Annotated in this window: 21 protein-coding genes; 15 read left to right on the top strand and 6 right to left on the bottom strand. The window is 48.8% G+C overall.

Features of this window, described 5'->3' with window-relative positions:
• The first annotated feature begins 93 nt into the window (after positions 1-93).
• The 11 genes from HPY28_RS12625 (at position 94) to HPY28_RS12575 (ending at position 11829) form a co-directional block, all read left to right on the top strand.
• Positions 94-1050: an ROK family protein gene (locus HPY28_RS12625; RefSeq protein WP_174225022.1), complete on the top strand. Its 957-nt coding sequence runs from the start codon at positions 94-96 to the stop codon at positions 1048-1050.
• Between the two features lie 104 nt (positions 1051-1154).
• Positions 1155-2219 (top strand): Gfo/Idh/MocA family protein, encoded by a 1065-nt coding sequence (locus tag HPY28_RS12620; RefSeq protein ID WP_174230659.1) that lies wholly within the window; start codon positions 1155-1157, stop codon positions 2217-2219.
• Between the two features lie 72 nt (positions 2220-2291).
• Positions 2292-3872 carry a glutathione ABC transporter substrate-binding protein gene (locus tag HPY28_RS12615; RefSeq protein WP_174230658.1) on the top strand — a complete coding sequence of 527 codons (1581 nt, stop codon included), beginning with the start codon at positions 2292-2294 and terminating at the stop codon, positions 3870-3872.
• 67 nt (positions 3873-3939) lie between these two features.
• Positions 3940-4863: a nickel ABC transporter permease gene (nikB, locus tag HPY28_RS12610; RefSeq protein ID WP_106833794.1), complete on the top strand. Its 924-nt coding sequence runs from the start codon at positions 3940-3942 to the stop codon at positions 4861-4863.
• 19 nt (positions 4864-4882) lie between these two features.
• Positions 4883-5773 (top strand): ABC transporter permease subunit, encoded by an 891-nt coding sequence (locus HPY28_RS12605; protein ID WP_017249926.1) that lies wholly within the window; start codon positions 4883-4885, stop codon positions 5771-5773.
• Positions 5774-5791: 18 nt separating this feature from the next.
• The gene (locus HPY28_RS12600) at positions 5792-6784 is read left to right on the top strand and encodes an ABC transporter ATP-binding protein (protein WP_174230657.1); all 993 of its coding nucleotides are present in this window, start codon (positions 5792-5794) and stop codon (positions 6782-6784) included.
• Positions 6777-7739: an ABC transporter ATP-binding protein gene (locus HPY28_RS12595; protein WP_174230656.1), complete on the top strand. Its 963-nt coding sequence runs from the start codon at positions 6777-6779 to the stop codon at positions 7737-7739. The genes HPY28_RS12600 and HPY28_RS12595 overlap by 8 nt, the downstream gene beginning before the upstream one ends.
• Before the next feature lie 22 nt (positions 7740-7761).
• Entirely contained in the window at positions 7762-8964 is a 1203-nt protein-coding gene (locus tag HPY28_RS12590) for an ROK family transcriptional regulator (protein ID WP_017249927.1), read from the top strand.
• 49 nt (positions 8965-9013) lie between these two features.
• Positions 9014-9919 carry a Gfo/Idh/MocA family protein gene (locus HPY28_RS12585; RefSeq protein ID WP_174230655.1) on the top strand — a complete coding sequence of 302 codons (906 nt, stop codon included), beginning with the start codon at positions 9014-9016 and terminating at the stop codon, positions 9917-9919.
• Entirely contained in the window at positions 9916-10911 is a 996-nt protein-coding gene (locus tag HPY28_RS12580; RefSeq protein ID WP_174230654.1) for a Gfo/Idh/MocA family protein, read from the top strand. Before HPY28_RS12585 ends, HPY28_RS12580 begins: the two co-directional genes overlap by 4 nt.
• A gap of 45 nt (positions 10912-10956) precedes the next feature.
• Positions 10957-11829, top strand: coding sequence for a sugar phosphate isomerase/epimerase family protein (locus HPY28_RS12575; RefSeq protein ID WP_017249930.1), 873 nt, complete (start codon positions 10957-10959; stop codon positions 11827-11829).
• A 103-nt stretch (positions 11830-11932) separates the two neighbouring features.
• Here the strand turns inward: HPY28_RS12575 and HPY28_RS12570 are convergent, their stop codons facing one another.
• Complete coding sequence (locus HPY28_RS12570) at positions 11933-12286, bottom strand: DUF805 domain-containing protein (RefSeq protein WP_017249931.1); 354 nt, start codon at positions 12284-12286, stop codon at positions 11933-11935.
• 204 nt (positions 12287-12490) lie between these two features.
• On the opposite strand from HPY28_RS12570, the gene speD reads away from it, so the two are divergent.
• The gene (gene speD, locus HPY28_RS12565; RefSeq protein WP_026043198.1) at positions 12491-13300 is read left to right on the top strand and encodes an adenosylmethionine decarboxylase; all 810 of its coding nucleotides are present in this window, start codon (positions 12491-12493) and stop codon (positions 13298-13300) included.
• A 439-nt stretch (positions 13301-13739) separates the two neighbouring features.
• Here speD and HPY28_RS12560 read toward each other — a convergent pair whose 3' ends face one another.
• The 5 genes from HPY28_RS12560 to HPY28_RS12540 form a co-directional block, all read right to left on the bottom strand.
• Complete coding sequence (locus HPY28_RS12560) at positions 13740-15458, bottom strand: hypothetical protein (protein WP_173622690.1); 1719 nt, start codon at positions 15456-15458, stop codon at positions 13740-13742.
• Between the two features lie 178 nt (positions 15459-15636).
• Positions 15637-16302: an ankyrin repeat domain-containing protein gene (locus HPY28_RS12555; protein WP_174230763.1), complete on the bottom strand. Its 666-nt coding sequence runs from the start codon at positions 16300-16302 to the stop codon at positions 15637-15639.
• Positions 16303-16586: 284 nt separating this feature from the next.
• Entirely contained in the window at positions 16587-18059 is a 1473-nt protein-coding gene (locus HPY28_RS12550; RefSeq protein ID WP_017249935.1) for an S-layer homology domain-containing protein, read from the bottom strand.
• Positions 18060-18259: 200 nt separating this feature from the next.
• Positions 18260-18955, bottom strand: coding sequence for a response regulator transcription factor (locus tag HPY28_RS12545; protein ID WP_017249936.1), 696 nt, complete (start codon positions 18953-18955; stop codon positions 18260-18262).
• Between the two features lie 15 nt (positions 18956-18970).
• Positions 18971-20434, bottom strand: a complete 1464-nt coding sequence (locus HPY28_RS12540; RefSeq protein ID WP_174230653.1) for a sensor histidine kinase — start codon at positions 20432-20434, stop codon at positions 18971-18973.
• Between the two features lie 169 nt (positions 20435-20603).
• Between HPY28_RS12540 and HPY28_RS12535 the strand changes: the two genes are divergently transcribed.
• From HPY28_RS12535 to HPY28_RS12525, 3 genes are all read left to right on the top strand, one after another.
• On the top strand, positions 20604-21401 hold the full coding sequence (locus HPY28_RS12535; protein WP_174230652.1) for a carbon-nitrogen hydrolase family protein: 798 nt from the start codon (positions 20604-20606) through the stop codon (positions 21399-21401).
• Between the two features lie 108 nt (positions 21402-21509).
• A complete protein-coding gene (locus HPY28_RS12530) occupies positions 21510-21758 on the top strand; it encodes a hypothetical protein (RefSeq protein ID WP_173622694.1) in 249 nt (82 codons plus the stop codon).
• Positions 21759-22485: 727 nt separating this feature from the next.
• On the top strand, positions 22486-23871 hold the full coding sequence (locus HPY28_RS12525; RefSeq protein ID WP_017249940.1) for an L-cystine transporter: 1386 nt from the start codon (positions 22486-22488) through the stop codon (positions 23869-23871).
• Positions 23872-23888: the final 17 nt, after the last annotated feature.

The raw sequence follows: 23888 nt of genomic DNA, 5'->3' as shown, positions 1-23888 counted from the left end.
GAGGTAGTGTGCTACAAATAAAGCTAAGTTAAATTTATAAAGTCATTGGAGAAACTAATGTGAAACAGCAAGGTGAACGAAGGAGAGACGAGTATGGCAAAAGATGAATATGCGATTGGGCTGGACTTGGGTGGGACTAAAATCTTGGCTGGTTTGGTTGATCACGCAGGCAGGATAATCGCACAAAAGCAGCTACCAACCTTAGCGGAAGAGGGAGAAAAGGCAGTGGTCGAAAGGGTGCTGTCTGCTATTTATGATGTCCTTTCAGCAGGTAGCATCGATCCCGAAAAAGTACGTGGCGTAGGAATTGCTTCCGCTGGAGTGATTAACAGCGCGATCGGTGAAGTGGTCTTTGCGAGCAATCTGGGCTGGCGAAATGTCCCGATTGGCGCCTTGATTGCGCAAAGGTTCGGACTGCCCGTCCGGCTGTTCAATGATGCGAATGCAGCGGCAATCGCGGAGTGGTTGTGGGGAGCAGGAGCCGGCACACAAAATATGATCTATGTCACCGTCAGCACAGGCGTAGGGGCTGGAGTGATCAGTGATGGTCGATTGGTTTGCGGGCGGGATGGGAGTGCGGGTGAGTTCGGCCATATCTCGATCGATTGGAACGGACCGCCATGCCGCTGCGGCAATCGAGGGTGTCTGGAAAACTACGCTTCGGGTACTGCCATTGAAAACGCCGCTCGCCACAAGCTGGCAACCACATATGAGCCAGTCACGGCCAAAGCAATCTGTGAGGCTGCACTAGCAGGAGAAGCTTTCTCCAAGCAACTCATCAAGCAAGCAGGGTTTTACTTAGGAGTCGGAGCAGCCAATCTGCTCTATTTGTTTAATCCGGAGGTCATCGTCTTCGGAGGTGGAGTGATGAACGCATCTACCATACTCATGCCGGAAATTGAGAAGAGCATGAGGGAGCGGTGCATCCCTGGATTGGCGCAGGAGGTACGTGTCGTCCTTAGCCAGATCGGGGTGGAAGCTGGAGTGATGGGAGCGGCAGGGGGAGTTTTTGCGCTAGATCAACCAGGAGAGAAAGTACCAAATTTTTAGTTGGAATCTATATTGCAAAAATTAAAACAATTTTGTATCATCTTATTAATTACTCCATTGAAAAAACTAATTAACGGATTAGAAGCAAGGAGGAAGAGAACATCATGGCAAAAGTGAGAGTTGCGGTGATTGGTGCAGGATCCATTTCAGACATGCACTTGCAATCGTACCAGCAAAACGAGTGTACAGAAATTCGTGCCGTCGTCGACTTCAACGAGGAGCGCGCACAGGAAAAAGCGCAGAAATACGGGGCCGAGATTTACTACAGCAAGCTTGAGGATGCTTTCGCAGATGAACAGGTAGACGCAGTGAGTATTTGCACGTGGAACAACACGCATGCAGATATTGCCATCGCTGCCCTTAGAACGGGTAAGCACGTGCTTTTGGAAAAGCCTTTAAGTACAACTGTTGAAAGCGCTCTCCTGATCGAAGAGGCCGTAAAAGAGAGTGGCAAGCTGCTCCAGGTGGGCTTTGTGAGAAGGTACGATACGAATGCGCAATTGCTCAAGCGGTTCATCGATGCGGGTGAGCTGGGTGAGATATATTACGCGAAGGCATCCTGTCTGCGCCGTTTGGGCAATCCGGGAGGCTGGTTCGCAGACAAGGACAGATCTGGCGGAGGTCCACTCATCGATCTTGGCGTGCATGTCATTGATCTGTGCTGGTACTTGATGGGCTGCCCAAAAGTAACGACTGTCAGCGGCAATACATACAACAAGCTGGGCAATCGCGCCAACGTCAAAAATCTCTCCTTTTACAAAGCAGCTGACTACGACCCTACCCAAAACACCGTCGAGGATATGGCCAATGCACTCATTCGCTTTGAAAACGGAGCGTCCCTTTTCGTAGATGTGAGCTATACCCTACATGCGAAAAAAGACGAGCTGGCCGTCAAGCTGTACGGAGACAAGGGAGGCGCAGAGGTGGAGCCAGAGCTGTCCATCATTGCAGAAAAGCATGACACGATCCTGAATGTCAGCCCGCAGATGGATAAATTATCGTTTGATTTCAAGCGAGGCTTCCAAAATGAGATCGATCACTTCATCGCATGCATATTGGGTGAAAAAGAAACGCTCAGCCCTGTACAGGATGGTGTGGAGATGATGAAGATTCTATGTGGCATTTACGAATCAGCTGCGACCGGAAGAGAAATCGTATTTACCCGATAATCGGCAGGCAAGACCAATCCATGGACATCCAGATATCACCCATAGAGTAGATGAAGACAAGGGGGAAAAGAAATGAAAAAAGCATCGTATTTGCGAACAGCATCCGTCTTACTTTTTTCAGTGGCTTTACTTTTCGGATGTTCCAGTGGCGGTGGTAGTGGAACTCCGGCAGCTTCCAATGGAGGGGCAACGACGGGAGCGCCGCAAAAGGATCAGATGGTCATCGCCGTAAACGAAAACTTCATCACAATGGACCCGCAAAATACAGGGGATGCACTGTCATCAGGCGTCCAAAGCGCGATGTTTGAAGGACTTCTGATTTATGACAAGGATTTGAAGCTCATGCCAGGTCTTTCGACTGAATATTCGGTTAATGAAGATGCGACAGAGTATACCTTCAAGCTCCGGCAAAACGTGAAGTTCCATGACGGCACACCATTCAATGCCGAAGCGGTCAAAATCAACTTCGACCGAATGAGCAACAAAGACAATAACCTGAGAGCCTATCGGAACTACAAATACATCAAGTCCACAGAGGTTGTCGATGAGCACACAGTGAAAGTGACGTTGAACCAGCCGTTTTCCGCGATGATCAACAAGTTCACGACCGGAATCATCAGCCCGGCGGCTCTGGAAAAGTACGGCAAAGACATTACCAAAAATCCAGTCGGTACAGGTCCATATAAATTCGTGGAATGGGTACAGGGTGACCATCTGACAGTAGAGCTGAATCCAGATCATTGGAACAAGGGAGCGGCCAAGGTCGGTAATATCGTCTACAAGCCTGTTCCTGAAAACGGCTCCCGCGTAGCCATGCTGAAGACGGGTGAAGCCGATGTCATCTATCCATTGCCGGAGCAGCAAGTAGAGACACTGAACGGTGAAGAGGGGGTAAAGGTAGAGCGCACCCCTTCAACCATCACCCGCTATGTCTCGATCAATATGCTGAAAAAGCCGTTTGATGATCCACGCGTTCGCCAAGCCATCAACCATGCAGTGGACAAGGACGCGTTCATTAAAGTCGTGAAATCCGGATACGGCGCACAGCTGGAATCCGTGATGTCCCCGACGATTGCGCACTATGCGAAGCAAGGCGCCTATGAATACAACATCGATAAAGCGAAGCAGCTTTTGAAAGAAGCAGGCTACGAGAACGGCTTCACAACGGACATCTGGGGCAATACGAACTCGGATACGATGAAGGGCATGCAATTCATTCAGCAGCAATTGCAAAAGGTCGGCATCACTGTTGAAGTGAAATCGATGGAAGAAGCGACGCTGTCCGATGAAATCTACGGCATCAAGTCGCCAGAAGAAGCAAAAATGAACATGTGGTACGTAAGCTGGTCCTCTGCTGATCCAGACAATGCGATGCGTTCGTTGTTTAGCAGTGAGAACTTCCCGCCTGCGGGAGCGAACACGGCTTTCTACAAAAATGACCTTGTCGACCAAAGCATCAAGGAAGCGACACAATCGTCAGACCAAGATAAGCAAAAGCAGCTGTATAGCGTCGTGCAAGAAAATGTGTTTAAAGATGCACCATGGATTTTCCTCGCAGTCGATGAAATCTTGTACGGAAAACGCGCGAACGTGGACGGGGTTTATATCACACCGAGTGGCGGCATCTATGTAAGAGAAGCGGCATTCCAATAATACTTGAAGCAGCGTTCGGGCATTGTCTGCCGCTGGGCGCTGCTTTCCTTTTAGGAGGAACCGTACCATGTTCCGTTATATCGTGAAGAGACTCATCGAGATCATCCCGATTATTTTTGTCGTGTCGTTGCTCATTTTCTTCTTTATCCATCTGGTTCCGGGTGATCCTGTCCGTTTGGCGGCGGGAAAAGAAGCGACCCTGGAAGAGATCGAGCGCGTGCGTCAGGAGCTGGGCTTGGATAAACCATTGCTTACCCAGTACGTCAACTACATGCATAACCTGCTGACAGGAAATCTAGGACACTCCTTGAAGACGGGGCTTCCCATTAGTGATATGTTTGAAAACCGTTTTTCCGTAACGATGACGTTGACATTTATGAGCCTGGGCTGGGCATTGGTGCTCGGACTACTGATTGGGACGATCTCTGCTGTTTTCCGCAATAAATGGCCGGATTACGTAGGGATGCTGACGGCGATTTCTGGTATTTCCTTGCCTGGATTTTGGTTGGGGCTCATTCTCATACAAGTTTTTTCTGTCACGCTGGGCTGGTTCCCCACAGGTGGAGTCGAGAGCTGGAAAAGCTACGTGCTTCCCTCGTTAACCTTAGGAGCAGGAATCATGTCGATGTTGGCCCGTTTTACACGATCCTCCCTGCTCGAAACATTAAAGGAGGATTTTATCCGAACGGGGCGCGCAAAAGGGTTGAAGGAATCTGTAGTCGTTCGCAAGCACGCCTTGAAAAACTCAATGATTCCGGTCGTGACCATCGCCGGATTGCAATTCGGCTTTCTGTTAGGCGGATCAGTTGTCGTGGAGACGGTGTTTAGCATTCCGGGTATGGGGCGTCTGTTGATCGATTCCATTGCTTTTCGCGATTATCCGGTCGTACAGGCTGTCATTCTGTTGTTTTCACTGGAGTTCATTCTCGTGAATCTGCTGGTAGACATCTTGTACAAGGCACTGAATCCAAAAATCCGTTATGACAGCTAATGGCAAGGAGGTGACGTAAATGGAGGTAGTAAAAGAAATCGGGCACAACGTTGTAGTTCCCACTGAAAAGAAATCCCGAGCCAGCGAGTTTTGGAAGAAGTGGAAAAAGCAAAAGACAGCTTTCTGGGCAGGGTTTTTTATCTTGTTTTTGTTTGTGATCGCACTGTTTGGCCCGTGGATCGCGCCGTATGATCCGTACGAGCCGAACTATGATGTGACGTTGCAGACTCCATCCATGGAGCATTGGGCAGGGACAGATGAATACGGACGAGATATTTTGAGCCGCATCATCGTAGGAACAGGAATCTCTCTTGGTGTCAGCTTTTCTTCAGTGCTGGTAGGTGCAGTAGTTGGAACGGTATTGGGCTTGATTAGCGGATATTACGGCGGGTGGCTGGATCGCCTCATCATGCGGTGGAGTGACGTCATGTTCGCTTTTCCCGATTTGTTGCTCGCAATCGCCATCGTTGCGATCCTCGGCCCGGGATTAACGAATGTCGTCGTGGCGGTAGCGGTGTTCAGTATTCCATCGTTTGCGCGTTTGATTCGCGGCAATACCTTGGCTGCTAAGGAAGCGGTGTTTGTAGAAGCAGCGCGGTCCATGGGGGCAAAAAGCAGCCGGATTATTTTTCGTCACATCTTTCCGGAGACCGTCTCCAGTATGATCGTCTTTTTTTCCATGCGGATCGGTACCTCGATTTTGGCAGCATCCAGTCTCAGCTTTCTCGGTCTGGGGGCAAAGCCCGAGAGTCCTGACTGGGGGGCGATGCTCAGTATGGGTCGTGATTATCTCGCCACTTCTCCTCATGTGGTCATCATTCCCGGGATTGCGATCTTTTTGACCGTGCTGGCGTTCAACCTGGTTGGGGATGGCTTGCGCGATATTTTGGACCCAAAAACGAAGAATTAAACGAGGGAGATGGGGCAGATGAGTGAGAACATCATGGAAGTAAAGCATCTGCAGACGCAATTTACGAGAGACAACCAGAAGACAGTCGTCCTCGACCATGTCAGCTTCCATATAAAAAAAGGCGAGGTGCTTGGGCTGGTTGGCGAATCGGGCTGTGGCAAGAGCGTGACCTCTTTGTCGATCATGCGCCTATTCAAGGACACGACTGGTGAGATTACCAATGGCGAGATTGTTTACAACGGAACGAATTTACTCTCGATTTCGGAGAGTGATATGCGCCGTATTCGCGGGAAAGAAATCTCGATGATTTTTCAGGAACCGATGACCTCGCTCAACCCGGTGATGAAAATCGGAGAGCAATTGATGGAAGCCATTCGCTTGCATCTCGGCTACTCCGACCAAAAGGCGCGAGAACAAGCAGTGAGCATGCTGACAAAGGTGGGCATTCCGTGGCCGAGCGAGATTATGGGAGAGTATCCGCATCAACTCTCCGGCGGTATGCGGCAGCGGATCATGATTGCGATGGCGATGTCCTGCAATCCTAACCTGTTGATCGCCGATGAGCCAACGACGGCACTCGATGTCACGATTCAAGCACAAATCCTCGACGTAATGAAGCAACTTCAGGCTGACGAGCATATGTCGATGCTGTTGATCACGCATGATCTCGGCGTCGTGGCAGAGATGTGCAACCGTGTCGTGGTCATGTATGCAGGGCGTGTCGTGGAGGAAGCATCTGTTTACGACTTGTTTGATGAACCCAAGCATCCGTATACCAAAGGCTTGATCGGCTCTGTCCCCAAAATCGGGCAAAAGCGCGCACGGCTTGATTCGGTTCCGGGCAATGTACCGACACCGAACAATATGCCCAAGGGCTGCAAATTCGCTCCGCGCTGCAAGGATGTCATGTCTGTCTGCTGGGAAAAGGAGCCCGCCATTACGACGGTGGGAGAGGAACGTTCTTGCCGCTGCTGGCTCTATCAAGAGGAAGGGAGGGATGTTCATGTCTAAATCACTGGTCGTGGTAGACGGTATCAAAAAAACGTTCCCGATTGATAGTGGTCTATTAAGCAGCAAAAAAAGCGTAAAGGCAGTGAATCACGTTTCGTTCGAGATTAAGGAAGGCGAGACGTTCAGTCTGGTCGGAGAGAGTGGCTGCGGCAAGTCGACGACAGGGCGCTTGGTCACAAGACTTTTGATGCCAGATGAGGGCAAGGTTTGGATCAATGATGAAGAAATCTCCAAAATGAATGAAACAAAGCTGCGGGAAGTGCGCAAGCAGGTACAGATGGTTTTTCAGGACCCGTACGCCTCACTGAATCCACGCATGAAAATTCGCGATGTGGTAGCAGAGCCTCTTCTCATTCATACGAAGCTGTCTACCCAAGAGCGGGATCGGATTGTAGCCGAAATGCTCGAGGTCGTCGGGCTCTCCAGCTATCATGCGGAGAAATTCGCCCATGAATTCAGCGGAGGGCAACGGCAGCGTATCGGAATCGCTCGCGCCTTGATTCTGAAGCCGAAGCTGATCGTCGCGGATGAGCCAGTTTCCGCTCTCGATGTGTCGATTCAATCGCAAATCTTGAATTTGCTAAAAGATTTGCAGGAAGAATTTCATTTAACCTATTTGTTTATTTCCCATGATTTAAGTGTGGTCGAGCATATTAGCGACAAGATCGGCGTGATGTATTTGGGGAGTCTCGTAGAATCCGGCCCGAAGGAAACGATTTTTGCCAATCCCGGGCATCCGTATACAAAAGCGCTGCTCTCTTCGGTTCCGATTCCTGATCCACGGGCAAAGCGGGAGAGGATCATTTTGCAGGGAGATGTGCCGAGCCCGGTGAATCCGCCGTCAGGCTGTCTGTTTCATACGCGCTGTCCGTTCGTGATGGACATATGCAAGACGACACCGCCTGCATTGCGGGAAGCGGCAGACCGAGATCATTTTGTCGCTTGCCATTTGTGATTTGAATAAAAGGGATGGTTACATGCGTAGGACGGGTGATTTAAAGCTGATCCAGGAACTGAATCGCTCCATCATATTCGATACGATCCGTCATTACGGGCCCATTTCCCGGAGTGAAATAGCGAAGCGGAACAAACTGAGTCCTACTACCGTGACCTCGGCTGTCAGTGAGTTGATTCGTGACTCGTTCGTATGCGAGGTGGGAACAGGAGAGTCAAATGGCGGACGCAAACCGATATTGGTCCAGTTTTCTCCTAATAGTCGCTTTCTGATCGGCATTTCGATCTCTGGCTCGAAGATTACGATTGCCGAGATGAATCTGGAAGCTGCGGTCAAACGAAAGGAAGTTCACTCAATCAAGCAGTACCAAGGGGAGAGTGTCCTCGCTTATTTGATGGACATCATTGAGCAATTTTTGCGTGGAGCCGTGAGTCTGGAGACATGTATGGGAATCTCGATTGTCACTCAAGGCATCGTGGACTCGGTCCATGGGGTGATTCGCTATAATCCGAAGCTCCGCTTGCAGAACGCCCCTGTGAAAGAAATGATCGAGCAGCGTTTCCAGTTGAAAACATGGCTGGATAACGACACGAACGCGTATTTGCTCGCAGAGAAGACTATCGGGGATTTCAGTCATTATCAAAACATGCTGTACGTCACGATTGGGGATGGATTGGGAGCGAGTATTTTGATGAACGGTTCCATCTACAGGGGCTTTAAAGGCGGGGCCGGTGAGTTCGGTCATACCACGATTGATCGGGCAGGTGTGCGGTGCGACTGCGGAAATGTTGGCTGTCTGGAAAATTACGTGAGCTGGCCAACGATTTACTCCAAGCTGGTCTCCTCGCTTGCGAAAGGAAAGACGAGCCGCATCTCGGATTTGGTGGAGGAGGATGTTGGCCGGATTACTCCTGCGGTGTTTCGTCAGGCTTTGGCAGAGCAGGACCCGCTTGCGGTCAGCATTTTAGAGGAAACCGCTTCTTATTTGGCTTCGGGGCTGGTCAATCTGATTCATTTGTTCAATCCGGAAGTCATGATTCTGGGCGGCGAGATTGCCTTCGAAAATGAGCTGTTGATCGCAAAAGTAAAAGACTACGTGGGGGAATACGCGCATGGAATCCTGACGGAGGAATTGGAGATTCGACCGAATTCGTTGGGTGAAAATGTAGAGGTCGCTGGAGCTGCCGCTGTTTTATTGCAGGATACGTTTCAGTTTTCGCTATAAGGGTTGTGTCAAGCAGTCCACAAAGCTCGAGGAGAGGGGGCGCGGGATCATGGTAAAGGTTGTGGTGGCAAGGGAAGCAGGAACAAGCGTCAAAGAGTCACAGGCTTGGCTTCGGATCAAAGAAGCAGAGCTTGTAGGTGTGGCAGATAGCTTGTCTTCTTTGCGTGAAATCTTGCAGGGAACAGAAGTGGATATCGTGGATATTCGCTCGATTACGGACAGCGCTGACTCATGGGTGACGCTTGCTGCCCAGGAGGGAAAGCATATTTTATGCGCAGACGGCTCTGCTCTAGGGCGTGAACGAATCAGTTTGTGCGATCAGCATGAGATCGTGCTGCAATTCGCAAATACACTGCGTTTTGCCCCAGAATACGAGCAAGCCCACGAGCAAATAAAGAATAGGGCCATAGGCAAAGCAGGCGTCATTCGCGTGCGAAGAGGTGCTCCTGCATCGGCTGAAAATGTAGGGAAATGCATATTTCAATCGCTTGGAATACGTGAATTCGATTGGCTGCGCTGGACGTTCGGCGAGGTTGAGCGTGTGATGGCACGAGAGGTTAAGCGCACGAATGAGTCAGGACAGATCGTCCATTATGCGCTTGTCATGCTCCGAATGGCAAGTGGGGCAATTGCGCATGTAGAGCTATCTTGGGCGGAAGGGGCCGAACATGCTTCCTTTGAGCTTACCGGTGATCAAGGAATGATTGCGCATGATAGCCGGGAAAGCACCCCCATTCGCTGGAGTCGAGGAGAGCAGTTTCTTTCGACAACATTCCCTGGGATGGACCTGATGCAGCTACAGCGGGAGCATTTCATTCGCTGTGTACAGAAACAGGAAGTGCCACGTCTGCATTCTCGTGATCTGCTCGCTGCTCTCGATGTCGCTTTGGCGGCGAGAGAATCGGTAAAGACGGGACAACCTGTGAAGCTCATGCACGGAGGTGACGAGGGATGAAGGTAGGAATCATCAGCTTCGCCCATATGCATGCGCATAGCTACGCTTCTTATTTGCAAAAGCACCCGGATGTGCAGCTGATTGCAGTCTGGGATGATGACTCGCGCCGTGGAGTGGAAATGGCGACTGCCTACCAGCTCGATTTTTACGAAGATCTGCAAGCCTTTTTACTATCCGGTATCAACGCGGTCATTATTTGCTCGGAAAATGCCAAGCACAAGGAGCACGTGATTGCGGCAGCACGAGCGAAAAAGCATATTCTGTGCGAGAAACCAATTGCTACTGAGATTGCGGATGCACGCGAAATGATTCAGGTCTGCAAACAGGAAGGTGTCATGCTCCAGGTAGCCTATCCTGTTCGATTTGCACCCGTGATGGAAAACGTCAAACAAATCGTTCAGTCAGGTGCTCTCGGAGACATTCTCGCCATCGATGGCACGAACCACGGACAAATGCCAGGTGGCTGGTTCATTGAAAAAGAGCTGTCTGGTGGCGGGGCAGCGACGGATCACATCGTCCATCTGATGGACCTCGTACGCTGGATGCTCCAAGACGAAGTAAAAAGCGTCTACGCTGAGCTGGACACACGCTTTTATGAGATTGAGGTAGAGGATTGTGGCTTGGTTTCCGTGGAAATGGAGTCTGGCGTGATCATCGGAATTGATCCGAGCTGGTCGCGACCGAAAACGTTCCCGACGTGGGGAGATGTGACGATGCGGATTGTCGGCACCAAAGGCACGTTGGACGTCGATGTGTTCAAGCAACACGTGCTCTATTACAATGACCGCGATTCGAAGCTGCAAAATGTACCTTGGGCTGTGGATATGGATGAGCGGCTTATTGCCGATTTTGTGCAAAATGTCAGGGAAGGCCGACCTCCGTCAATTACAGGAGAGGATGGACTGCGCACACTCGAAGTGGTGAAGGCAGCCTATGAATCCCAGCGTCTCAAGCAAGTCGTGACTATCAACAAGGTGCATTTCTCATCATGATGAGCAGTAGCCTTTCTATACAATAAACCGAATGAGGTGGAACTGATGAAAATTGGATTGAGCACTTACAGTCTACTGACAGCAATCCGAGCTGGGGAAATGGATGTACTGGATGTCGTGCAATGGATCGCCGATAACGGCGGCGAACACATGGAAATCGTGCCATACGGTTTTACGCTGGTCGATAATGACGAATTGGCAGACGCTGTTCGGGATAAGGCAAAAGCGGTTGGGATTGAGCTGTCCAACTACTCGATGCCGACCAACTTTATTCAACCAGACGAAGAAGCCTTCGAAGCAGAAGTCGCACGTGTAAAAACACATGTCGATCTGCTGCACCGCATGGGTATCAAGCATATGCGCCACGATGTGTCCGCCTTTACTGTTCCCGTAGAGGAGACGACGATCGAGTACTTCGAAAAGCATTTGGCTGAGATGGTCGAGGGAAGCCGCCGAATCGCTGATTATGCCGCGCAATTCGGAATAACGACGACAATCGAGAATCACGGCTGGCTGGTGCAGGCAAGTGATCGCGTGCAGCGTGTCTTGCATGAGGTCAATCGTCCGAATTTCAAAACGACGCTGGATATCGGAAACTTCATGTGCGTAGATGAGTTATCGCTGGTCGGTGTGCAAAAAAATCTGCCTTACGCTTCGCTCGTGCATTTCAAAGATTTCTATTTCCGGCCGTCCTACCATGATCCAGGCGCAGGCAAATGGTTCAAGACCGTCAATGGCAACTTCCTGCGTGGAGCAATAGTCGGCCAAGGCGACATCAACATCCGTGAGGTCGTCAAGCTGGTGAAGCAATCCGGCTATGATGGCTATATCACGGTCGAGTTCGAAGGCATGGAGGATTGTCGAGAAGGGTCCAAGATTGGGATGGACAACCTGCGACGTTTTTGGGACGAGGCGTAAAACCGTAATAGAAAAAACGGCATTTGGGGAGTCCCAAACTGCCGTTTTTTCTTTGGACCAAAAATAAAAAACCTCTCCTTTATCAGGAGAGGTGATGGAGACATTAGAAGGATTGCGAAGTTTTTGGATTCGCACCGTATTTGTTGTCTCCTTCGCCGTCTTTGCACAAGAATATGAGCAAAACAATTGCGCCGATTAAAGGAATAAACGAGAGAAGGATCCACCAACCGCTTTTTCCAGTATCGTGCAATCGGCGTGCAGTTACACTCAAACTAGGCAGTAAAACAGCTAATGAATAGATCATGCCCAAAATAGATCCTGTACCAATTAAGTAGTCTACGAGAGCAATTACCATAGATACGATGATGTTGAACAAAGTAAACATCCAATATTCTTGACGTCTAGCTCTTCCTTCAAAGGCAACATATTTCTTCAATACACTTGTATACCAATGCATGATAATTTCCCCCTTTCTTCTAAATTTTGACACACTTCGATATTTTATCACTAAACCAAGGGGATTAGAACCATATCCTGTAAAGTTTTACTAATGCTATTGAATCATTTTTGTGTAGGACAAAAGTAATGGGTATTTATGAACGAGGTGGAGGAAAAAGTAAGAGCGAACGAGTTTTGGATGCTACCACAGGGGGAAATGCGCTTGGAACAAAAAACAGAACAAAACGTTACGCTGCATGGCTTCAACAATTTGACTAAGTCACTCAGCTTCAACATGTATGACATTTGCTACACAAAAACAAAAGCGGAACGGGAAGCGTATATCGAATACATAGATGAACAATACAATGCAGAGCGATTGACGAATATCCTGAAAAACGTGTCGGATATTATCGGCGCACATGTACTGAATGTCGCCCAACAAGATTATGTACCACAAGGTGCGAGTGTCACTGTTCTTGTATCCGAGGGGCCAGTTGTAGAAGTCCCTACTGAATCATATGAGGAATCCCCCGGACCTTTGCCAGAAAATGTGGTGCTGCAATTGGACAAGAGCCATATTACGGTGCATACGTACCCCGAGTACCATCCAACGGAGGGCATCAGCACATTCCGGGCCGATATCGACGTATCGACCTGTGGCGAGATTTCTCCGCTCAAAGCACTCAATTATTTAATTCGTTCGTTTGATACAGACTTGATGACAATTGATTACAAGGTGCGCGGTTTTACCCGGGATATACATGGATACAAGCTGTTTATCGATCACGACATCAGTTCGATCCAAAATTATATTCCCGAGGAAATTAAGGTATTGTTCCACATGATTGATGTGAATGTGTATCAAGATAATATTTTCCACACCAAATGCAAGCGCAGGCAATTTGATCTGAACAATTATTTGTTCGGATACACGAAGGATAAGCTGACACCGGAGGAGCAGGAGGATATTACGAAGCAATTGCAAATAGAGATGGACGAGATTTACTATGGGAAAAATATTGTGAATTAATGAGGAAGCCTTCTCAGATTGGGGAGGCTTTTTTTCGTAGCTGTAGTGGGGGAAAGAAGCGCATTTCCAGTCTACGCTTCGGCCTCCGCCCCGCAAGGGGGATTGACTGTCCGATTCGGAATGAATGGCGGGAGCGCTTCAAACGTAGACAGTTTCGAGGAAGTATCTCATAAGTGAAGCTGAAAACCCCCGCCATTCATTCCGAAGCTAGGTAGGGCTCCAGAGGCGCTTGGACTGGAAATGCGCTTCTTTCCTCGCAGCTTTTTTTCTAGAACGCTGTTCCAAGCTTAAAAGTGAAATACTTCATGCAGATTACACAAGATGCTGAAACAAAGATCATCTCCCACAAAAGACTTCCAGACATAACTGCCAAAAAGATCCAATCCCCCGAAATAATCCTGTGCTGTTCGAAAGTCATGTGGCATGGCTTCTCCCGACCTCAAAAGTGGGAGGTCTTCGTTCTTTTATCTTTTCGAAGGGTTGGGTTCAGATAGTATGCCCGAATCTCCTCCAGCGTTTTTCTAGCAGGCTGCACGAATTCGCGGTCCCAATCTTCCGGAGGGGAATCCAGCGAGATGCCCTTTTCTTGCAAGGTTCGAAACAGCTCCTTATCCGCTTGCGTAGGTATCCACCACGTGTAGACGGGATTCGTTTTGCCATTGAGAAACGATTCGAACATAAATTTCACATAGGTAGCTGTAGAGAGTTCCCCGTAATTGACGTCGAATTCAGGCTCGGGTGCCGGATAATCCTCTGGATAGCGGAACGGGCCAAAGTGAATGGAAATACCGAGAAAGCCGACAGGTGGAATGTTGTTTCCATACCCCGGAAGGGAGAACGGCAGATCGGCTGCGAAGTGCAGACGAATCATGACGGAGTTGATGAATTGCCGTTCGAAGAAACTTTCTTTTTGCCAAATGCCGAGTTCTCGTGAAAGCGTATCCCAGTGAATAATGGACGTATTGTGCGCGAGCCAGAAGGAGGACGACATCTGTTCAAACGTTTTGTAAAATTCCTCGTCGTGATTATGGAATGGATCGATCATGTCGAACAGGCTGAAGCATCCGTGTTTTCTCCTCCATTTTTGCGCGATGATTAGAAAATCAATCAATCGTTGGATTCGCAGCTCGGGGCTGCTCTCATTATTGGCAAACAGATACGTAGCTTCTATCAAATCGGCAGTGAAGTTGCCGTTAACAAAATCCCAGTAATTGATTTCACCAGCTTCTACGCGTTCTTCATTAATCCGCTTCGTGTCCGTTTCCCATCGCGCAAAGGTGGTGACATCAATGCCGAAATAAAGCTCAGGCAAGAGATCGCCAAAAATATGGAACCGATAAGGGCTAGACTGCTGGAACCAAGTTTTGATGAAGTCCAAGCGAGAAGAGGGAGACACGACTGCGGCCCGCTCCACATAGCTCGTTTTGGCAACGGTTGACTCGAATTCTTCAACGGATGAGGCGATCGCCACGAAAGGGGCTGCTGAGGTCAAGAAGTCCATTCCGTCTTCGTCGTTGTCGTATTGCACAATCATGTGCTGGAAGGTTGCCTCAGCCAAGGGAGATAACACGAGCTGATTCCAACGATGTGCGGTTGTATCGTCAATAGCGCCGATGACGACGACGGGTTTGTCTGATTCCCCGCGAAAAGAAATAGAGGCACCGTTTTGGACAAAGATCTTGTTTTGGCAGCGTACGTTGATGGAGGTACCTGCTTCAAAGCTGATTGAAGTCCCAGCAGTTATGATGGCATCCTCTGGTCCGATCATGTACGGACCATTTTCTGCGGTAAGTTCCTCCGATTGATGGATGATCCCCGATAGGCGTTTGTACTTGTCCACGTGCAGTTGATAGATGTGCTGCGGGTCTGGATCAGGCCCAATCGTCAGTTGCACGTAGTAAAGACCATCCTCCTCCGGAAAAAAAGGAAGGATGATGGGGGCGTTCGTACTATATTCAGCTTCTGCGAGTTTGGTTCGATGGATGTCATAGATTCTGAGGGTAGTCAAAGGATGCGTCAGGTTACTCATATGGATTTCAATAGCGTCTGTAGAAGCAAGAAAGAGCTTGTACATCTCCACCTTGGCTTCAAGGTTAGGAGAAGCTTTTCGGATGCGTTTGTCCGTTTCCAAAATAGTTGTAAACGAGCTGACGGTCATGTAAAACAGGCTCCAATCAAAATGGTATAGGCATAATGGAATAGTCCACTAGTAATTGACGCCTGAATATAGAAAAAGTTTTGAGTTTATCAGGGTCTTTTGGTCTAGAAAATAAGAAAAAGGATAGGGGTCAGATGATTTCTGACGATCCTATCCTTCTTCATATGGGAGAAATTCTTTATTTACCGCCCGCCTGCGTGAGCATTTCAATCATTTCTTTGTAGCCATGCTTCTTCGCATGCCCGAGAGGCGTTACGCCATCGTGATCAGCGAGATTGACAGTTGCTTTGTGCTCGATCAGGAGCTTCACGATTTCCTGATGCTTCTTACCACCGTCGCCCAAAATCACTGCTTCTAAGAGAGCGGTCCAGCCCAATCTGTTGACGTGATCAATGTTGATATCAGAGGTGGTGAGCAGTTCCTTGACGATCTCGACATGTCCACGATCAGCTGCTGGAATCAAAGCAGTTCCGCCAAAACGGTTCGTAATGGTCGTGTCGGCACCTGCTGCTATCGAGGCTTTTACGAATGCGAGCTGGCCTGCTGCGCTTGCGAAGAGCAGGGGATTGTCTAAGTTGTTGTCTCGGATGTTGATGTTGGCGCCGTGTGTAACCAACAAGTTGAAGATGTCGAGTTGAGCAGTGTGGACCGCGATCATCGCAGAGGTACGGCCCCTACTATCGGTAGCGTCAATATCCGCCCCCTCTGCAAGCAGCCTCTCAATCGCTGCTTTGTCTCCTTGACTGGTTGCTGTCAATAAGGCTTGATTCAGCTTATCCATTTCAACTTTCACCGCCTGGGTTGCTTGCTGCTCGCCACTCGCTAAAAGGGTTTTCCAATTCATCTCACACCCAGTCAGAGCGATGGCGATCGTCATAAGACCAATACGCAGTATAGCGAGCCCACACCTTTCTTTTGATTTGGATACCTGCATCACACAAAAGAGGTAGTTCATAAAGTCATCTTTTGATCACGAAGTAGTTTTGAGAGCAAACTCGGCATCGAAAGTAACGTTCACCTTCGAAGTCCGGTGCTCATGTAGGTTTCCTACACTCCGCTCCTCCTTCTTCAGGTTCTCGTTACTTTCTCGGTGCTGAAAAGCCGACTTTTTGAACACTCACACAAAGACTACTCCACTGTCAGCTCAGCAGAAGATTTGCCAGCCCAATCGCCGACAGGTGTTACCGTGTATGTGGTATCTGCTTTCAGTTTACCATCCTGCTGGATGTCAAACACGCCTGTGGTACCTTTGCGGCTGGAATATTTGTACGTCGCCAGCAGTTTTTCTCCGTCTGCACTAGTGAGTTCTACGCTGCGTCCGGAGAATAGCTCGTCTCCTGGGTCCTCTGTCAGGGTAATGGTGATAGAAGTTTCACTAGCTGCTTTAGCTTCGCTGATTTCGAGCGGAGCGATTTCTTTTGCGACGAAGGTAGGATTCGCGATATTCGCCCAGTCGGACGTAATGGTATACGTAACGCCCGGAGTCAGGACTTGGCCTTCTGGGAGACGGAATTTAATTTCTTGCTTGCCGTCTGTTGATTGTGTGAAAGGCACGTATTTCGCTACGATTGGTTGTCCGCCTTCCGGTGTAATGGTCACTTGTCTTGCCTGCATGGAAGGAATGATTTGATACGTTTTGCCGTCTGCACTGTTGTTTTGATCCAGCACCAATGCATTTGCTCCACGTCCGCCGCTGTAGGCAGAGATGATGTATCCGTAATCAAGGACACCATTTGCACGCAAGGACTCGACTTCAAACGTGTCGTTTGTTACTTGTCGTACTTCCGTCATGTCGATCTTGGTTGCGTTGCCTTGGAAGGTGCCCGCCTTTTTCCCTTTGTAAGTCAGCTCGTAGGTGGTTCCTGGTTTTTGAACCGAGGTCGGCACAATGTAAGTATTGGTAGAACCCGTTTTCAGACGCGGCATGTTAGTCAGTGTCAGACCTTCGCTGAAGACAAAGTCTTCTTTTGCTTTTGCAAATGCTTCGTTTTCTGCGGTCAACGGAGCGTCGAAGGTCACAATCAATGTAATTTCGTTCAAGGCTTGTACATTCGTGATGCTCGCTTTGTCAGAAGGCATCGCCTGACGAGCCGTATTCAACAGATAAGCGGCTTCGCCGCGAGTAGCGGTGCTGTCTGCTGAGAAGAAGCGTTCTGCCCAGTAGTTAACGGACTTCGCATCGCGCTTGAGCGCTTTTGCAACGACTTGAGTGAGCTCAGCATCCGTCACAGTTCCACGCGGATCGAACTTGCCATCTTTAGCTTGCATAATATCAAGAGATACTAGGTCAACCGCGTATTTGTAGAACCAATCATTTGTTTTCACATCCGTGAAGGTTACGGATTTATCTGTTTTGCCGCCTTGCAAACCAAATGTGTGCGAGACCATTTTTGCCAGTTCAGCGCGCGTAACTTGATTGTGAGCGTTGGAGTTGCTTTGCATCACTTGCAGCTTGGCGAGCTCACTAACCGCTTTTTGAATTTCTTGTGCACTCAGGGGAGTGGAAGCTGCTTGCACGTTCAGTACAGCGTAAGGAAGGGATGCTGTGCCCAAAACAGTGGCGAGCATCATGATTGCAATTTTATTGGAAAACTTTCTCATCGGTTGGTCCTCCTTTAGAGTCAGTTGTTACTTGATTACCTATAGGATAGACGAGATACCTAAACTGCCAAGAAACAAGAGATTAATAGAATCTAAAAAAGTTCTTAAAAAAAGATAAAAAAACCCCCAGCTTTGACGTAGAGCGGAAAATCCGTTCTCGTTTTCGCTGAAGGTTTTTGTAATGATCATGGTGTTCACTCTTAGACAGTAAATCGGTAACCGGCACCCCAGACCGTCTCGATATACTGCGGGTTGGACGGATCGACTTCGATCTTTTCACGCAGCTTGCGAATGTGCACCGTAACGGTCGCGATATCTCCGCTGGAATCCATACCCCAGATTCGTTCGAACAGCTCATTTTTGTTAAAAACTCGATTCGGGTGTGTCGCTAAAAATTCAAGCAGATTGAATTCTCTTGTCGTGAAAATGACTTCCTGATTGCGTACATAGACTCTTCGGGATACTTTGTCGATGACAAGACCGCGAATATGAATCTCTGCGTTCGATGGTTGAGGTTGTCGGGCTGTCAAACGCTCGTATCTTGTCAGATGGGCTTTGGCTCTGGCTACTAATTCGCTTGGACTAAACGGCTTTGTAATATAGTCATCGGCACCGAGATTAAAGGCGCGGATTTTATCGATCTCTTCTTTTTTGGCGGAGACGATCAGGATCGGCACTTCCTTGACTTGTCTGATCTGGCTGCACAATTCGAAGCCGTCCATGCCCGGAAGCTGCAAATCAACGATGATCAAACTGTAGTCGCCATTGATGGCAAGCGGCAAGCCCTCGCTGCCAGAGTGGCATAAATCGACCTGAAAGCCGTTCAGTTCAAAATAATCCCGCTCCAGCTGAGCGATGGTCGTCTCATCTTCAATGATAAGGATGCGTGAAGACATGGGAATGTGCACCTCCTATTGTTTGTGGGTACGTTTTAACGTAAAGAACAGGCTGGTACCTACTCCTTGCTTGCTCTCCACCCAGATGGTGCCACCGTGACCCTCGACGATCTGGCGCGCGATGGAGAGTCCGAGACCGCTACCGCCCGTGGCAGAATTACGGGATTGCTCCACCCGATAAAAGCGTTCGAACAGGTGAGGAATGGCTTCTTGCGGGATACCGATGCCGTTGTCTTTTATTTCAATGGTCGCCCATTGGTCGTCCGCTTGAACCGAGACGTAGATGATTTTCTCAGGTTTATCCATGTATTTTTGCGAGTTGCCAATAATGTTTAAGACAGTGCGCTTAATTTTTTCCAGATCGGCGATGACCAGGGTGCCTTCGGCTGTACGCTTATTCCACTGAATCGTAATGCCCTTCTTTTCCAGATCGTAGTGTAGCTCGTCGATACAATCATCCAAAAACCGCACGATATCTACATGTTCGAACGTAAAGGGTACTTGTTTCAGATCGAGCTTGGAGTAGAGAAACAGCTCATCGACGAGCATGTCGAGGTCTACTGCTTTGGAGTAAATGATGTTTACGTACTTGTCCATTTTCTCCGGGGTATCAGCTACGCCATCGCGGATTCCCTCGATGTAGCCTTTGATATTGGTAATCGGTGTACGCAAATCATGCGAGATGTTGGAAATCAATTCTTTGCGGCTTTCTTCGTCCGCAAGGCGCAGCTGCACAGATTCCTGCAATCGTTTGCGCATGTTTTCGAACGCTTCGTTCAGTTGTCCAATCTCGTCCTTCGTGTGCAGATGAAGCTCAAAGTCCAGATTGCCTTCCTTGATGTACTCAGCCGAATTGCGCAGTAAATCAAGCGGCTTGACGACGCTGCGGGTGATCCAGCGGTACAACAAGACGTTTGCAATGACAATGACGCCGAGGAGGAGGAACACGAGAATCGGCAGCAGTTTGCGGATAACCTCACCAAATGGACTGCGCTCGCGGATTACAAAGACACTGCCTTTTGCGCCATCTGAAAACTTGAAGTCAAACTTGGCATACGCATAAAATCTTTCGCCGATGTTGAACGTGTTGCGAATCTGGTTGTTGTTCAAATCATAGGGGGGCAAGTTGTTTTCCAGCTCGGGCTGATTGATGGTTGGGGAGGCAAAGACTTGATTACTCTCCCTGCGGACATACAGGCCGGCTCGTACCGTTTTTAGCTTGAAATCGTAATCGGCAAGCAGCTCCTGGTTTTGCAACTGATCCGGTTCATTCTTGGCGAGATATTTCAATTCAAGGAAAATATTCTCTTCTTGTTCAGTCAGCGGATTGAGCTGATAATGCACTTTATAAAAGTCGCGAAAGCTGTTAATGTCGCCTGTCGCCGCAATTGTAAATAGGCTGGCGGCTACGAAAAACGTCAGCAAGCTGATTACTAGCATCCCTGTGTAAGAGAGCAGCAGCTTGATACGGATGGACATGGACTCACCTACTTTCGATAGGGTGAAAATAAATATGCAAGATGACAAGTCCATTATATACAAGACGTCCAGCTGGTAAAGCATAATTACTTGGAACTCGGTCAAAATCAGTTATACTAGCAAGTAAGAAAACGAGAGCTTTGGATGAATGGAAAGGACGGGGATACTCATGAAAGTAGCAATTGCCCAACTTACAGCGACGATGGATAAGACGCAAAATTTGCAAAAAGCAGCCGATTACATCTCAAAAGCAAAAGTAGCAGGGGCAGATTTTGTAATCTTGCCTGAAATGTACAGTGCACCTGCCACGCCAAAATCAGGGGTAACGCCAGCAGAGGTAGCGGAAAAGCTGGATGGTCCATTTGTCTCTGGCTTGGCAGAGCTTGCTCGGGAGCATGGAGTTTATGTGGTTTGCGGTGTGTTTGAATCGATTGAGGGTGATGAAAACCGCGCTTACAATACGACTGTTTTTCTAGGCCGTGAAGGACAGCTGCTGCACGCGTACCGCAAGACACATTTGTACGATGCCTTTTCCTACACAGAATCGGACTTCATCGCGCCTGGGGATAATCCGTATCAAGTGGTGGAAACGGAATTTGGCAAAATCGGGCTGATGGTTTGCTACGAGGTGCGCTTCCCGGAAATCGCGAGACAGTTTGCGCTCCAAGGTGCTGATATTTTGTTTGTGCCAGCAGGCTGGGTAGCAGGAGCGATGAAAGAGGATCACTGGGAGACGCTGGTTCGTGCGCGTGCCATTGAAAACACGATGTTTGTATGTGCGGCTGATCAGGTCGGAAATATTTTTGCTGGACGGAGCATGTTCGTCGATCCGATGGGTGTCGTGATCGCCAGTGCAGGGGAAGAAGAAACATTATTGATCACAGAACTAGATGTAAGTCGGATTGAACGAGTACGGGGCAAATTGCCAAGCGTAGCCAACCGCCGCGCGGAACTGTATACGAATTAAATGCCTATGCACACTTTCTCTTTTGTTCAATATGATGGTAATAGATAACTAGTCATTATTTTGGACCTTATGTAAGCGTCACCATCATGAGAGAGGGAGTGTGTACGAATGTTCTGGTTCGTATGGGCTGTCGTCGGTGTGGTCGTTTGGTGGGCAATGAGCTTGATCTGTACAGGAAAAGCGGCAGGATCAGGCTGGTGGGCTTCGCTCATTGCTGCTCTTTTGGGTAGCTGGCTGGGCGATTTGGTACTGGGTGATTGGCTGTGGATGTGGGCCGGCTTCAACGTCATTGCCGGAGCCATTGGTGCGGTCATCCTCACCTGGCTGTGGAATGTGGTGGTGAAGCAACTGAAATAAGCGAAACGATTTCGTATTACTAACGAATCAGGAATCGTCCAAAGGGGCGGTTCCTGGTTTTTTCTTTGGTCACTTTATATGTGGCTGCGGTGGGGAGAAGAATATTTCCAGTCTAGGTTTCAGTGCTCCGTCCCACTGTGGGAATAGACTGCCCACTGCGAAGGGCTTAGCGGGGAAACGCAAAAGTGGTAGCCGCTACGTCGCGTGGGCACGGTTGCGTTTCTATTTCCCGCTAATCCCTTCTCCGCTCGGTAGGACTTCACAATTCGCTACGTCTAGAAATATTCTTCTCTAGCGTAACGAGAGTGCATTCTTCAACCTTTTAAAGCGTTAAAAACTCGTTTAGAACGGATAGCTCGTAGAGGAAACAGGAGAAAACAGCGAAGATCTTTGGTACACCGACCGAGACGCAATGCGAAAAGCGAAACACGTTCTTAAGCGTCCACCTCTGAAATAACTTCGAGGAAGAGACCACTTTGGACGCGGTTTCGCTTTTTGCATGGAGTCGGGCAGTCAATCCCACAGCGGGTGGGACAAGAAGCTGAGCGTTTTCTCCTGTTTCCTCCCCACCACTACAGTTGGACAAGGTTTTTAAGACGTTATGTAAGACAGTTTGGAATAATACAAAAACAATTCATACTTGACCAGTAGGGATTGTTGGTAATATAACTATATTTATACCGAATACAGTAATGAGAGGTACATAAAACGAAAGGGAGGGGAATATATGTCGACGTTACTGATCATCGTAAACATTGTTTTGTTGCTCTTATTCATTGCTGGATTGTATGCCATGCAAAAGAAGCATATTTCTTTTTCCAAGCGGGTATTTGTTGGTCTCGGACTCGGGATTTTATTTGGACTCATTTTGCAATACGTATACGGAGCCAAATCGGACGTACTTAAATCCACCATCGAATGGTACAACATTGTAGGTAAAGGCTATGTGAAGCTGCTTCAAATGATCGTAATGCCACTGGTATTCATCTCTATTTTATCGGCTTTCACCAAAATGAAATTAACCAATAACATTGGAAAAATCAGTACGCTGATTATCGGACTTTTGGTAGGAACGACTGCTGTCGCGGCAGCGATCGGGATTTCGACTACCTTGGCATTTAATCTCGACGGGGCACAATTCCAGCAAGGGGATGCGGAAGCGGCTCGGATTGAACAGGTGGAGCAGCGCTTGGGTGATATCCAGAACTTGAGCATGCCAGCCAAAATTCTGGAACTGCTTCCTGCGAATCCTTTCCTTGATCTGACTGGAGATCGGGCGACTTCTACGATTGCGGTCGTGATTTTCTCTGCGATTATCGGGGTTGCCTATTTAGGGGTAAAACGCAAAAATCCGGAGCAAGCTGAATTGTTCGCGAAAATTGTGGATGCATTCCATACGATTATTATGCGTGTCGTGACTTTGATCTTGCGCCTGACGCCATATGGTGTACTGGCAATCATGATCAGAGTAGCAGCTACCAGCGATTACAATGCCATCTGGCAGCTGGGCAAGTTCGTTGTCGCTTCGTATGTGGCGATGATCATCATGTTTATCATCCATCTGTTGCTGTTGACGTTTGCAGGATTGAATCCAATCACCTATGTGAAAAAAGCATTCCCTGTCCTGACGTTTGCCTTCACTTCGCGTACCAGCGCGGGCGCGTTGCCGCTGAATGTAAAAACGCAGCAAAGCATGGGTGTTCCTGAGGGTATTGCCAACTTCGCAGGCTCCTTTGGACTCTCTATCGGACAAAACGGCTGCGCAGGGACGTATCCGGCCATGCTGGCCATCATGGTAGCACCAGTCGCAGGAATTGATCCACTGACACCATCGTTCATCTTGACGCTGATCGCAGTAGTGGCACTCAGCTCCTTCGGGGTTGCAGGTGTTGGGGGCGGAGCGACCTTTGCAGCACTGCTCGTTTTGTCCACGATGAATTTGCCGATTGCAATTGTCGGTCTGCTCATTTCCGTTGAGCCGTTGATTGACATGGGCCGCACAGCGCTCAACGTAAGCGGAAGCATGACGTCCGGACTCTTGACGAGTCGAGTGACAAAAGAGCTGGATACCAATGCTTACCACGGAAACGACCAAAAAACGCTGACTGTGTAAATGTAATGAAACAGGCT

This window comes from Brevibacillus sp. HB1.2 (assembly GCF_013332495.1).
Taxonomy (GTDB): Bacteria; Bacillota; Bacilli; order Brevibacillales; family Brevibacillaceae; genus Brevibacillus; species Brevibacillus porteri.
Note: the sequence above shows the minus strand (reverse complement) of the source record. Positions and strands in the feature narration are given on the sequence as shown.

Bases quoted from the DNA above. Each gene is read 5' to 3' on its own strand.
- HPY28_RS12545 (WP_017249936.1), bottom strand. From the start codon at position 18,955: ATGTCTTCACGCATCCTTATCATTGAAGATGAGACGACCATCGCTCAG.
- HPY28_RS12580 (WP_174230654.1), top strand. From the start codon at position 9,916: ATGAAGGTAGGAATCATCAGCTTCGCCCATATGCATGCGCATAGCTAC.
- HPY28_RS12560 (WP_173622690.1), bottom strand. From the start codon at position 15,458: ATGACCGTCAGCTCGTTTACAACTATTTTGGAAACGGACAAACGCATC.
- HPY28_RS12625 (WP_174225022.1), top strand. From the start codon at position 94: ATGGCAAAAGATGAATATGCGATTGGGCTGGACTTGGGTGGGACTAAA.
- HPY28_RS12530 (WP_173622694.1), top strand. From the start codon at position 21,510: ATGTTCTGGTTCGTATGGGCTGTCGTCGGTGTGGTCGTTTGGTGGGCA.
- HPY28_RS12605 (WP_017249926.1), top strand. From the start codon at position 4,883: ATGGAGGTAGTAAAAGAAATCGGGCACAACGTTGTAGTTCCCACTGAA.
- HPY28_RS12550 (WP_017249935.1), bottom strand. From the start codon at position 18,059: ATGAGAAAGTTTTCCAATAAAATTGCAATCATGATGCTCGCCACTGTT.
- HPY28_RS12570 (WP_017249931.1), bottom strand. From the start codon at position 12,286: ATGCATTGGTATACAAGTGTATTGAAGAAATATGTTGCCTTTGAAGGA.
- HPY28_RS12575 (WP_017249930.1), top strand. From the start codon at position 10,957: ATGAAAATTGGATTGAGCACTTACAGTCTACTGACAGCAATCCGAGCT.
- nikB (WP_106833794.1), top strand. From the start codon at position 3,940: ATGTTCCGTTATATCGTGAAGAGACTCATCGAGATCATCCCGATTATT.
- HPY28_RS12595 (WP_174230656.1), top strand. From the start codon at position 6,777: ATGTCTAAATCACTGGTCGTGGTAGACGGTATCAAAAAAACGTTCCCG.
- HPY28_RS12540 (WP_174230653.1), bottom strand. From the start codon at position 20,434: ATGTCCATCCGTATCAAGCTGCTGCTCTCTTACACAGGGATGCTAGTA.
- HPY28_RS12620 (WP_174230659.1), top strand. From the start codon at position 1,155: ATGGCAAAAGTGAGAGTTGCGGTGATTGGTGCAGGATCCATTTCAGAC.
- HPY28_RS12525 (WP_017249940.1), top strand. From the start codon at position 22,486: ATGTCGACGTTACTGATCATCGTAAACATTGTTTTGTTGCTCTTATTC.
- HPY28_RS12585 (WP_174230655.1), top strand. From the start codon at position 9,014: ATGGTAAAGGTTGTGGTGGCAAGGGAAGCAGGAACAAGCGTCAAAGAG.
- HPY28_RS12600 (WP_174230657.1), top strand. From the start codon at position 5,792: ATGAGTGAGAACATCATGGAAGTAAAGCATCTGCAGACGCAATTTACG.
- HPY28_RS12555 (WP_174230763.1), bottom strand. From the start codon at position 16,302: ATGAATTGGAAAACCCTTTTAGCGAGTGGCGAGCAGCAAGCAACCCAG.
- HPY28_RS12615 (WP_174230658.1), top strand. From the start codon at position 2,292: ATGAAAAAAGCATCGTATTTGCGAACAGCATCCGTCTTACTTTTTTCA.
- HPY28_RS12535 (WP_174230652.1), top strand. From the start codon at position 20,604: ATGAAAGTAGCAATTGCCCAACTTACAGCGACGATGGATAAGACGCAA.
- HPY28_RS12590 (WP_017249927.1), top strand. From the start codon at position 7,762: ATGCGTAGGACGGGTGATTTAAAGCTGATCCAGGAACTGAATCGCTCC.